Source organism: Mesorhizobium sp. M1163, assembly GCF_040318415.1.
Taxonomy (GTDB): Bacteria; Pseudomonadota; Alphaproteobacteria; order Rhizobiales; family Rhizobiaceae; genus Mesorhizobium.
Map to the genome: position 1 here is coordinate 1 of NZ_JAMYMF010000076.1, position 11,551 is coordinate 11,551.

General features: G+C 59.4%; 5 protein-coding genes and 7 pseudogenes. 7 read left to right on the forward strand and 5 right to left on the reverse strand.

Annotation, left to right across the window (positions count from 1 at the left end; all coding sequences use genetic code 11):
- Positions 1-382: pseudogene (locus NKH43_RS34335) on the forward strand (transposase); the annotation flags it as partial.
- Positions 383-426: 44 nt separating this feature from the next.
- Here NKH43_RS34335 and NKH43_RS35410 read toward each other — a convergent pair.
- From NKH43_RS35410 to NKH43_RS34345, 3 genes and pseudogenes are all read right to left on the reverse strand, one after another.
- Entirely contained in the window at positions 427-675 is a 249-nt protein-coding gene (locus NKH43_RS35410; RefSeq protein WP_502906538.1) for an MFS transporter, read from the reverse strand.
- Positions 558-1,619 carry an MFS transporter gene (locus tag NKH43_RS34340; protein WP_502906539.1) on the reverse strand — a complete coding sequence of 354 codons (1,062 nt, stop codon included), beginning with the start codon at positions 1,617-1,619 and terminating at the stop codon, positions 558-560. The genes NKH43_RS35410 and NKH43_RS34340 overlap by 118 nt, the downstream gene beginning before the upstream one ends.
- 574 nt (positions 1,620-2,193) lie before the next feature.
- Positions 2,194-3,219: pseudogene (locus tag NKH43_RS34345) on the reverse strand (IS110 family RNA-guided transposase).
- A 652-nt stretch (positions 3,220-3,871) separates the two neighbouring features.
- Here NKH43_RS34345 and NKH43_RS34350 point away from each other — a divergent pair.
- From NKH43_RS34350 to NKH43_RS34370, 5 genes and pseudogenes are all read left to right on the forward strand, one after another.
- A complete protein-coding gene (locus NKH43_RS34350; protein WP_352861934.1) occupies positions 3,872-4,825 on the forward strand; it encodes a succinylglutamate desuccinylase/aspartoacylase family protein in 954 nt (317 codons plus the stop codon).
- Positions 4,826-4,907: 82 nt separating this feature from the next.
- A pseudogene (locus NKH43_RS34355) lies at positions 4,908-5,033 on the forward strand (IS5/IS1182 family transposase); the annotation flags it as partial.
- Positions 5,034-5,335: 302 nt separating this feature from the next.
- Positions 5,336-5,920 (forward strand): aspartate/glutamate racemase family protein, encoded by a 585-nt coding sequence (locus NKH43_RS34360; protein WP_352861935.1) that lies wholly within the window; start codon positions 5,336-5,338, stop codon positions 5,918-5,920.
- A gap of 250 nt (positions 5,921-6,170) precedes the next feature.
- Positions 6,171-6,396 (forward strand): annotated as a pseudogene (locus NKH43_RS34365) (transposase); the annotation flags it as partial.
- A gap of 111 nt (positions 6,397-6,507) precedes the next feature.
- A pseudogene (locus tag NKH43_RS34370) lies at positions 6,508-7,868 on the forward strand (IS30 family transposase).
- Between the two features lie 16 nt (positions 7,869-7,884).
- On the opposite strand, the pseudogene NKH43_RS34375 reads toward NKH43_RS34370, so the two are convergent.
- A pseudogene (locus tag NKH43_RS34375) lies at positions 7,885-8,017 on the reverse strand (IS3-like element ISMxa1 family transposase); the annotation flags it as partial.
- A gap of 803 nt (positions 8,018-8,820) precedes the next feature.
- Here NKH43_RS34375 and NKH43_RS34380 point away from each other — a divergent pair.
- Positions 8,821-9,936, forward strand: coding sequence for a serine hydrolase domain-containing protein (locus NKH43_RS34380; RefSeq protein WP_352861936.1), 1,116 nt, complete (start codon positions 8,821-8,823; stop codon positions 9,934-9,936).
- A 237-nt stretch (positions 9,937-10,173) separates the two neighbouring features.
- On the opposite strand, the pseudogene NKH43_RS35415 reads toward NKH43_RS34380, so the two are convergent.
- A pseudogene (locus NKH43_RS35415) lies at positions 10,174-10,424 on the reverse strand (Mu transposase domain-containing protein); the annotation flags it as partial.
- Positions 10,425-11,551: the final 1,127 nt, after the last annotated feature.

Below are 11,551 nucleotides of genomic sequence, written 5' to 3' on the forward strand. Positions count from 1 at the left end.
TTTCATCGCCACCGCCTTCGCCCAGGAAACGCCCGAGGCGCAAGCACGCAATGGCGCGCCGTCGCCGACCAGATCCGGCCGAAGGAAGCTGGCGACAATCATGGACGACGCCGAGCCCGACGTGCTTGCCTACATGACTTTCCCCAAGGAGCACCGCGCCAAGCTGCACTCGACCAACCCGATCGAGCGCCTCAACGGCGAGATCAAGCGGCGCACAGAGGTCGTCGGAATCTTCCCAAACGATGACGCCATCGTCCGCCTCGTCGGCGCAATCCTGCTCGAACAAAACGATGAATGGGCAGTGCAGCGGGCCAGATACATGACGCTGGAAACCATCAGCCAGATGAGCGATGATCCCCTGGTCAGCCTGCCAGCCGTGGCGCTGATCAGCCCGGCCCATGCCGGACAGCACGGCGACCAATGCCGTCAGCTACACCACGCCACGGGACACGATCTCGGCCGCTCAATCGAAAGCGTCATTTGAGGCGCTTCCTCTCCCGCGTGCAACTGGAAGACACGGTCGTCCAGTTCCTTGTCTACTTCGGTGAGACGATGGTTTAAGCGAAGGTAGTCCGTCCAGGTCGGCGCTCGGAATGTCTCCGTTGCTTCTGAAGGTTGCGCTGGAGCGTCCAATTCCGAGCACCGACGCGGCTGGACATGCCTGCGCTGCCGCATAAGGTCGAAAGAGAGCATGCCGCGCAGGCGAAGCAGGAGAGCCTCATCAGCCGTTCTTGCGACAAGCTCCGTCTGAATGTGCTGTTGGAGATGCCGGCGAAGACGGCGCCGGTCCCGAAGCCGGCCATGAGCGTCCCATAGGCGAGCGGCCCTCCTCCCAACTGATCGCGGACAACCAGCGGCAGCAGGGCGAGTATGGCGATGCTCGCCAGGCCAAATAGTGTCCCGCGAGCGATCGCCGCCTTGATTTCGGAAGACATCGCCGTGAACCGCAGCCCGTCATAGATCGCCGTCCTCATTGACTCGCGCGGAAGAGGGGAGGAGCGAACCTTCCACTTGCAGCGCCATATGGTAGCAAGAGGAACCAGATATGTGAGGGTGGTCAGGGTAAATGCCGTGAGAAGCCCGAAGGAGGCAACCACGATGCCGCCGAGCGCCGGTCCCACGGTCCGCACAGTGTTGAAGCCGACGGAGAGCAGGGTCACGGCAGGGGGGACATCGCGTCGGTCCACGATATCGCCAACCGAGGCCTGCCAGGCGGGATCGTTGAGAGCGCCGCCGCATGCGATCAAGAAGCTGAAGCCGAGGATCATCCACGGACTCACAAAGCCGAGCGCCACAAAAGCGGTCAACATCGCAGAGGCTATCACCATAAGGCATCTGCCGGCAAACATGACCCTGCGCCGGCTGAAATTGTCGGCCAGAGCCCCGGCGAACACGGACAAAATGAAAGCCGGCAGGTTCGATGAAGCCTGGACCAGCGCAACCATCAGGTCGGAAGTCGAGATTGTCGCCATCAGCCAGCTGATAGCAACAGTCTGCACCAACCAGCCGAGGCTGGAAACCTGTGTGGCGAGCCAGATCGAACGAAAGGTCGGGTTTTTGAGCGGCGCAAACGTCGCTGGCGAAATTGGATCTGCACCTGCGCGCGCGACCTTGCTCATTTCGGAGCGTCGCCTCCCGTTTGACGGTTCGTATAGCCTCGCCCGCACGGGAGAATTTGCAGGCGCAGACAGCCACGTTCTGTAATTTCGTCCAGTCGAAGATTGATCACCTGCTGACTTGCGTCAAATACCGGATCCATATTCTGGCCATCCAGCGCCGAGATGGCCTTAAATTGGCCCGCCCTGCTGCCCGACATGACCAAGGCCCTCATCGCGCGCGCTGGTGGTGGCCAGCGCCAGCTACTCGGCACATCGCGCGGAAGCTGGTCCTCGAGCCTCGGATGTCATTGCCGACAAGACGGTCTTCTGTAACGGGCCTCGTCTTGTCAATCCCTCGTAACTTCGTCCGCTGCCGGGGTCTTGCTTCTGTCCGCAGTCGGCGCTTTTGGCCGCTGCCTGATGGGATCTGATCGGGATCGGCTGGCCAATCTAGGGACGCGCAGTCATCAAACGAGCTGCTCCCGTCTTAGCGGCCTAACCGGGTCCACCGTCCCGGCAAGGGACGTCGTAACGGCAGGATCTGGTGTCGATGCCCGCCGTGTTCCTCCTTATCCTTATCCTCTCATCGAACGCTTCACGACACGACTGCCGCAGGACGGCCTGTCGGCAGAAAGCGCTCAGCGCTGCGCATCATCTGGTGCAGAACCACCGCCGGCTTGCGCCCAAGTGCAACCTTGGCCTTTCGCATCCCGGCCCGCTTCGCCACCGCAAGCGCCCAGGACTTCAAGGCCGAGCCCTTGACCGGTCGCGTCAGCACCACGTTGGCCGCCTCGTAGAGCGCCACACGCACCCCATGGTCGCCGACCTTGGAGATGCGCCCCGTCACGTCGGTCTCACCAGACTGGTACTTCCTCGGCGTCAGGCCGAAATGGGCGCCCACCATCCGGGACGAGCGAAACCGCGACGGGTCGTCGATGGCCGCCGAAAATGTCAGCGCTACCAAAGCCCGACCCCCGGCACGCTCATCAGGTTGCGCACCTGCCCATCGCGACTTGCCAACCCGACAAGACGCTTCTCGATCGTCTTGAACTCGCACAGCAGCACCGCTCGGGTCTTGAGAAGAGCCTCAGCAATCTGCTGCAGCGTGTCATGATGGGCGACCAGTTCGCGAACCCGCCGCTCAAACGTCTTCGGCGTCGTCGGGCCAACCTTCAGGCCAAAGCCGCGCAAGACCCCGCGGATGCTCATCTCGACATCGTGCCGCTTCGACTGCAGGAGCTTGCGCGTGGTCAGCAGGGCGCGGACCTCCTGTGCCGGCAGTGACTTGCAGTGCACCGGGCGAAACCAGCCAAGCCGCATGAGCTGTGCAATGCCGCGCGCATCTTTGCGATCCGTCTTCCTTGAAGGCGTCGCGCACGTGGCGCGTCTCGAGAAGCTCCACTGCCAGGCCGGACGCCTGCAGCCCGGCAAATGGCCATTGCGACAGCGGGCCTGCCTCCAGGCCAATCCGCGCAAGCGGTACTTCGAGCGCCGCAAACCAGGCGATCAGCGCCTCCGGCTCGCTCGCCACCGTCGCTTCCCGCACGATCTTGCCCTGCCCATCAACCACACAGACACTCGAGCATTCCAATGACACATCAATCCCGGCATAATAATCCACGGTCGTCTCACCTTGATGTTTGGCGCTGGCTGCGGCCATGACGCCGTTCACGCCATCATTGTGAGGGACGACCGCCTAGACCGAAAGTCTGGCCGCGGCGCCAGAGGCCCGTTACCCCATCTAGGGCCCGGCGTCTTCGTTTTAGGCGCAGATCGCGAACCTGCACATCGATCTGCAAGTGGATCGGCCGCCTTCACCGTTTTCTTGCGAGAGCTCGGCATCGTGCAGAATGTCGGGCACGGAAACTGCCAGTCCGTTCATGCCCTCAAGATTAGCGTGGTAGCAGGCAGGCATGCTGCTTAGTATCGATAGAAACAGGAAAGTATATGCAAAAGCTTGACGACATCCCAAGGCTGGCCCGTATGGCGCAAGCACGCTGCGGTTCTAGGTGTGCGCAGTGGAGGCTCGCTGTTCGCCACGGTTCCAGTTCTTCGTTGTAACGTCGGAGCAGCGGCGGCGCAGCAGAGCGGGAGCTGGCCATCTGAAAATGCGATGGTGCTGTCCCGGACATTATATTGGCGAATTGAAAACAGCTTTTGCATACTTGCAGAGCGCAGAAACGCAAACTCGGCACCAAGTCGCCCGAATACTGATAATAGGCTAAACAATGAGCGAAGCACCACATCTTACGTGTGATCTGGATAGACCCGGCATGAACAAAGGGCATCTTGTTGTTCCGAAAGGCGCCGATTGCGAAGCTCTTTCGCTCTCGGTCTTTAGCCTCAACAAAGGCGAGGGACCGCGGCTCCTGATCACTGGCGGATGTCATGGCAATGAATTGGAAGGGCCACTTGTTGCGCGACGGCTTGTTGAGTGGCTGCCTGAAGCGCAAACCTGTGGGCGGGTCATCATCGTCCCCGTGCTCAATCCACCGGCCGTGCAGGCATTCACCCGCAATACGCCGATCGACGGATTGAACCTCAACCGCGTGTTTCCGGGCCGTGCCAATGGGTCAGTAACTGAACGAATTGCGGATGCCGTTTCGCGGCTGTTGTTGCCGATGGCAGACACCGTGTTTGATCTGCACAGCTTCGGTCCAACTTGGGATTTTCCACCCTCGACCACGACGCATCCCATTGCAGATCCCGCTCTCATGGCTAAGACGATCAGAATGGCAGAGGCGTTCAAATTACCCGTGACCTTGGTATGGGATCATCCAGATACGCCTGGAATGTTCGATATCTCGGCTCATAATCAGGGTAAGGTATTCGTTTGTGCTGAACTCGGCGGGGGCACCATTGGTGCCGAAAGTCTCGCGATCTACGAAGCCGGAGTACGCAACGCACTCATCTCGCTCGGACTCGTCGAGGGAAAAGCCGATTACCCGGTGTTCCGTCAACGGAAGTCCAGCCAGACACTTCAAACGCGGCGCCCGGCCGATGAACTGAAATCGCCTGCGCGGGGTATTTTCGAACCTCGTTGCTCGATGTTGGATGAAGTGAAGCAGGGAGATCTTATCGGCATTCTGCATCCGATGGATTCTTCGTCGGCCGTTTCCACTGATAACCGGTCGCCTGGCCCTTCCATCGTCTGCGGCATTCGATCCGGAGGCTATGTCGAAGTCGACGAATGGCTAGCGCTCCTTGCGCGACCGCTGAATCGTTGAAATTACGTTCGCCTCGATCGCTATAAAGCGACATTAACGCGAGAAGGCGTTTAAGTGTCAAAAGAGCTTATTTCAGAGGGCTGTGATTCCGTCGGATTTGCGAGATTCCACGGAGATCAGGATATTCTGGACTAAAATCACCCGTTTGCATTGCCGGCGTTGCGCCCGCTACGCAAGCGACTTGACCGACGCGGAGTGGGCGCTGATTGGAGGCGGGCATCCCAACAGCTTCAGAACGTGGCTGACCCGAAGCGCACGTAAGTGGCTTAGAGCAACGCCGTTCGCAACGTCTTTAAGTCGCGAGGGGAGATGCGGCAGACCCATCCAGAGTGAACCCGGTGAGTAGGCCGCTACTGGTTGGCCGCTTTCCAACTGTTGAGGGCATTACATCATGACATACGACCCCAAGCATCTCTCGGGATACTAACTTCCGATCAAGGGCAGACGCCCAACTCTAAGAGGGGTACGGAACCGGGAGCGATTGAAAATCCGGCGACCCTTGGTTTTCCTGTGATAACGGAAATCGCAGAGGGAACACTGGGTAGAAGAACGCCGCGCGCCGATCCGGTTCTTGAGCGCGGCTATGTTGAAGCGGCCCAGCGGTTGGTCCAGCGAGGAGCTGTCGCCATCAGTTCAAACTGCGGCTTTTTAATCCGATACCAGGCGGTTGTAGCCGCTTCTCTAAAAGTACCCGTAGCGATGTCGAGCATGCTCCTTTTGCCGACGCTAATCCGTCAACTGCCGCCATCCGCCAAGATTGCCGTCCTGACATATGACTCTAACACTTGCGGCGATGATATGCTTGAGCTCAGCAATCCGACGGAGAGGCCGAGAGTTGTGGTTGGCGGAATTGAAGGCAGCAAATACTGGCATGACGAGTTGAAGATTCCTGCGCCGCCGACCGATGTCGTCGCGATGGAAGCTGATGTCGGCGCTTGCATTACCAGCCTCAGAGCCGCGCATCCGGAGATTGCAGCCATCCTCTTCGAGTGTGCGGGGTTCCCAGTGGTGGCGCCGGAAATACGCCGACTCACGAAACTGCCAGTTTACGATATCACAAGTTTGTGTCGGATGATGATCGCGTCGATCACATAAAATTATTGGCGGAGCGTGATCACATCGATAGGCAGAATGGGCGGCCGAAACGGTTATGTCCATATCCGCTCGCGACAGGCGAGAGCATCGGAGCCACTCGGGCCGGACCAATCTGCTCCCGGTATGGGCAATCGCCGGGCGCGAAAAAAGCTATGGGATGGACGTCGCCTGCGGGCCAGACCTTATCCTTCACTATGCTCTCCTTCGCGCGACCGTCGGAATATCAGCAGTTGCATGAGGAATTGGTGGCATCGATGCGAAATTGATGGCTTGGCATCGCACCTGACGAGTGCAGCCGGCGTCTGGCGCAGATCCCTGGTGTCGGCCTGATCGGTGCGTCACTGCTGATGATGAAAACGCTTGAGCCGAGCTGTTCAAATCCGGACGACACTTCTCGGCCTGGATGGGTCTGACACCCAATCATTCGACGGCCGGAAGGGAACCGGCTTGGCATCACACGCGCTGGCGATGAAGTGTTTACGGGTAGAGTGCTGAGAGTGGCGGATTCAAACGGGCGTCGCAACACCGGAACGAAGGAAGGTTGCGATGGGCATCGAAAGCGACGATCACACCGTTCTGGACGAGCTCTGTTGCCGTCACCGGGACGGCAGCCAGTAGCGGGGCGATCTGAACTCCAGCGATTCTGGTTGGGGATCGCGCAGGGAATGACCAGCGAGGATGATGCGCTGGCGGCTAGTATGTCGCAGCCTCTCGGAACCAGATTGTTCCGAGAGGCAGGCGGCATGCCACCAGCGATGTTCAGATCTTCGACCAAGCCGGCGTCCGAGCGGTATCTCTCGTTTGCGGAACGTGATCGCACTTCTTCGCGTTCAGGGCCTTTCGAGACGCGAGATCGGACGCCGGCTTCGCCGATCCGCCTCGACCATCTCCCGTGAGCTACGACGCAATGCCGCGACGCGCAGCGGCGGCCTGGAGTATCGTGCATCGACAGCCCAATGGCACGCCGAGCGATCGGCCCGTCGGCCCAAACCGACCAAGCTTGCGCTCAACACAACCTTGCGCACTTATGTGGAGCAGCGACTGGCCGGCGTCGTCCTGACCCCGAGCGGCGCTGCCGTTCCTGGTCCTGCGGTCCCTTGGAACGGACGCCGGCATGGACAAAGAAAGGATCGGCGATGGGGCAAGGCATGGAACCCGGAGCAGATCGCCCGCCGCTTGCCGATCGACTTCCCGGACGACAAGACGATGCGCATCAGCCACGAAGCCATCTGTCAAGCACTCTCTGTTCAGGGGCGGGGCGCGCTACGCCGCGAACTGACGGCCTACTTGCGAACGGGGCGCGTATTGCGGGTCCCCAGGGCGCGCGTACGCAGGCGAGGTAAGAGCTTTGTCTCGCCGGAGATTATGATCAGTCAACGCCCCGCCGAAGCGGCCGATCGCGCGGTGCCGGGTCACTGGGAGGGAGACCTCATTCTCGGTCTTGGCAGCTAGGCGATCGGCACGCTGGTCGAGCGTATGACGCGCTTCACGATGCTGCTTCATCTTCCCGGCTCGCGGGGCATGGCGAAGCTCCGCGCATGAAGAACGGCCCTGCTCTTGCGGGACACGGAGCTGAAGCCGTGCGTGACGCGATTACGCGCACCATCATCACCTTGCCCGAAGAACTGCGTCGTTCGCTGACCTGGCATCAGGGAGCGGAAATGGCCCAGCACGATCGTCTCAAGATCGATGCGGGCGTCCAGGTCTACTTCTGCGACCCGCAAAGTCCATGGCAGCGCGGCACGAACGAAAATACCAACGGGCTCCTAGGTCAGTACTTCCCGAAAGGCACCGACCTGAGCATCCACAGCGCCGACGAGATCGCCGCTGTTGCAGCAGCCCTCAATGCCCGGCCGAGAAAGACGCTGGGCTGAAAAACGCCGGCAGAGGCGCTTGACGACTTGCTGCCATGAGTGAACACAAAATCGGTGTTGCGACGACCATTTGAATCCGTCTTAGGCGGAGCGATCACTGTGGTGGATGACGCTGCCCGGCGGAGGTCGGCGGACCGCAATCGCTTGGTCGAGCGAGCGCAGCGATCGCCAGCTCGGACTTGAGATGGGTTGCCATTGCCCAGCCGATGACTTTGCGGCTGTAGCACGATCGCCAGATAGGCGAACTCCTCGGCAAGACCGACTAGGTGCGTTGGCCCTTCAGGCAGCGGTCGCCCGGGCGTGTCGTCTTCGTAGAGGGTCCGGTTTCGTCGATGAACATCTGCCGGTGCGGCTCAATCGCATCCGCGGCTGGCGCCTGGTCTGCCACTCCTGCCGCGCCCTGCTGATGTCGGGACGATCTTGCTCGCTGGCCAGCAGCGTTTTTTGACATTCCTGATGAGCCAGCGCGAGATTGAGGCGGGGGAATCTGGACGCCTGCAGCAGCGGCCAGTTCAGCGGCAACCTCTGGCATGGTGATGCCATCCTTCGCGGCCAAAAGGCCAAGCAGGAACGCACAGTGCGGGTCGAGCTTGGAATAGCGATGGCCGCCGCTGACCTTGGGCGCGCCAGCTCTCGGTCTTTCGATAGTTCCTCATCAGGATCACGACGAACGAAACCGACCCCCCAAATGTGAAGCCGCCGCATGCCGTGAGTGACCAGCCTCGACAACCGCGATTCAGAGATGCCGGTGCTTTAGCGCCGGGATGCTGTGCTAGGGCGACGAATTCCGGCCCTTCGGCAATCTGAGTTTCATCTGAAAACCAGATGGCCGCAATACACAGACTGAATTTGACGTAAACCGCCGCGGCATTTTAGAATCAACTGACCAATTAAAGAGCCGAATCGCAGAGGGAGGATGAGCGTTTTGGTAAACCGCTGGCACCTCCTCGGCGGCGATTTCGGTACCTCGATTTCCATAGAGGCGTCCTTTTAGGATTAGGCGATTCTCGTGAAGGAGTAAGATCTATGCAATTATCTATTGATTCGATTATCGAGGGCAAGCTCAAGGAATTTTCGATTCCAGGCTCGGCAGTTGGGATCGTGCAAGATGGCAGGCTTGTTTGGGCGAAGGGTTATGGATGGGCAGATGTGACACGCAACGTTCCGATGACGCCCAAAACCATCATGAATATCGGCTCCGTGTCGAAGACTATTACGGCAACAGCCGTGATGCAGCTTTGGGAGCAAGGGTTAATTGACCTCGATGAGCATGTAGGTAGGTATCTTCCCTATCAGGTCGTCAATCCGAAACACCCATCGGTGGCCATCACGGCGCGGCGGCTCTTGAATCATCGCTCGTCAATCCGGGACGGTAAGTCGTACCACGACAGCTACGCATGCGGCGATCCGACGGTTACTCTTGGGGACTGGCTTGAGGCATACCTAACGCTAGGAGGGGTCTATTTTGACGCCAACGACAATTTCCACGGGTGGGCGCCCGGCCAACTCGAACCAGATCACCCCGGCGGGTATTGCAATGTTGCTTATGGCCTGCTCGGCCACCTCGTCGAGTGCGTGACTGGCGCGCGATTTCCCGATTATTGCGCCGAACACATCTTCACCCCCTTGGGCATGAACAGCACTGGCTGGTATGTGCGCGATATTAATATTGACCGGCATGCAGTTCTCTATAGCAGGGGCGGGAGCGGGCAAGCATTTTCCTCCCGATTTGCAGTTCCTGGCTTGACAATTGATGAGCTTACGCCGGGGGGGCGCACGCAGCTTTGCCTCTACAGTTACCCCACCTATATGGAGGGACTAGCGCGCACGAGCATTGAGGAACTGTCGCTCTTTCTCGCCACCTATGGAAACCGAGGCGGAAATCACTTGCTGAAAGAGTCAACCATCAACCTGATGCTCTCTCAAGTCCATGACGGTCGCCCCCTCTGCTGGCACAAATTCATCCTTGAAAATGGTGATGTTGTTTGGGGACACACTGGCAGCGATCCTGGTGTCAGGACCTTTATGGGCTTCCGTGAAAAGGACGGCACTGGCGCGATCCTCTATTTCAATGGAGACGACATTGGTGACAGCAGAGAGGTCCTTATCGAAAGCCTTTTCTGCAATGCCAGCACCCTATAACGTCGTTTTCCGCCGTGACCGTTGGGACGCACGTTATTCACGAAATGCTTTCAGGAACGAGGTGCTGGTTGAATCGGTTATGCTGGTGCTCCGGCTTGAGTGCATCGCGCATCGATCCAGCGATCGTGATTCGCTGGTCGACCGTGCGATGTTGAACGTCGCGTCTGGCCGGTGGATCAGGAAGCTTTTGAGAAGTGCGATGCATAGACAACGCAAGCCATCGTACGACCGGCACGCGACTTGGCAGGCGACGCGCTGGTGATCATAGAAGATCTCGACCACCCGGTGAGTGAGCCGGACCTCAACGAGCGGCCGATCAGCTGATTGGGCACGGAATAGAAAGTCTTGTGGACTTCGACATGGTAATCAGAATGGACTTTGGCCCGTTTTCCACTCGGCATATTCGAACGCGTGGCCGGCAGAGGCGCGAACTGCCGCATTCTCCAGCTCATCAATAGTTCGCGCCGGCTATGGCCGACATGAGACATCGCGGGTCGTTAGGCCACAGGGCCTTGACGACGCCCCACCAAAAAAGCTCAGGGCCTGCACCTGCCCTCCGATTCAATCCGGCAGCTTCTGGACTGAGCCTGAACGCAAGATTGGGCAGCAACACATTGAACTTGATTTTTCAAGAAGCCTTGCGGGATGTGACGGGCAGTCAACAGTAGGCAGACACTTGGCGGTCCAGCGTCATCGAAGTCATTCAAAAAATGACAGCCCATGTGCCGCAAATCTCTCCAGGAATTGAACAGATGTGCCGCTATGACTATCTCCGAATTGGCGCGCTTTTGGCCGCGAGGGTTGGCAGGTATCACAGACGTGTGTTGCGGGTACGGGGTACGGGGATATTCTCTATCTTGCCATTGTGCGCCGTGTCAGGAAGAAACTGGTCTGCGAGATGTTATTAAAAGGCTGGCCTTGGCCAACCGTTACTGACCCAAAGCTGGTTGACGCCTGTCAGTTCCATGCCTCTGGCAAGATTCGGCACCACCCGCCAGCTGTGCCGGGCATCCGTACTGCGCGGCACACCTTGCGAGCGGTACGCCTATCCGCGGGCAGACGCCTGCGGCCGAGGCGTCTGCCCGCCCCTCAAGGTGGCGGATATCGAAAGCGACCGGACAGTGATCCAGGTCCGCACTTGAAAATGGCGGCAGAAATCCCAACCATCGTCACGATCTACGAGCTGGCATAGGCCGACCCTCGGCTTGAGCCACATGGAACTCGTGGGGCCTGACAAAACAGGCATGAGACTCTTGCCTGCCAAGTGATTTGAAGGCGCCCGCGCGCCTTGGCGCGCACCAGGTGCTCGTGAACCGAGCCCGCTTTTCTTCGGCAAGCTCAGGCGGTCTCGACCATACGGCTTCGCCCCTCGGAGCAGGCAGACCTTTGGGCTGTGACGGGCCGCTGCCCTTGCCGGCAGCGCGGTTTGTCGGTGGCCCTTCCCGGTGGCGCGGTGTGGGCGGCACTTTCCTTCTAGGCCCGCCGCGGCGGATGCCGGCCGCCTCTGACGGCGGGTCTTTGCCTTCCGATCCACCCCGCTCACATGGGGACTTTGTCGTCAAGGCTATCTTCGCATATCACCTCAATGCGTTTGTGATCCAAGGTCCGAGCCTGT

Bases quoted from the DNA above. Each gene is read 5' to 3' on its own strand.
- NKH43_RS35410 (WP_502906538.1), bottom strand. From the start codon at position 675: ATGCGGCAGCGCAGGCATGTCCAGCCGCGTCGGTGCTCGGAATTGGAC.
- NKH43_RS34380 (WP_352861936.1), top strand. From the start codon at position 8,821: ATGCAATTATCTATTGATTCGATTATCGAGGGCAAGCTCAAGGAATTT.
- NKH43_RS34340 (WP_502906539.1), bottom strand. From the start codon at position 1,619: ATGAGCAAGGTCGCGCGCGCAGGTGCAGATCCAATTTCGCCAGCGACG.
- NKH43_RS34350 (WP_352861934.1), top strand. From the start codon at position 3,872: ATGAACAAAGGGCATCTTGTTGTTCCGAAAGGCGCCGATTGCGAAGCT.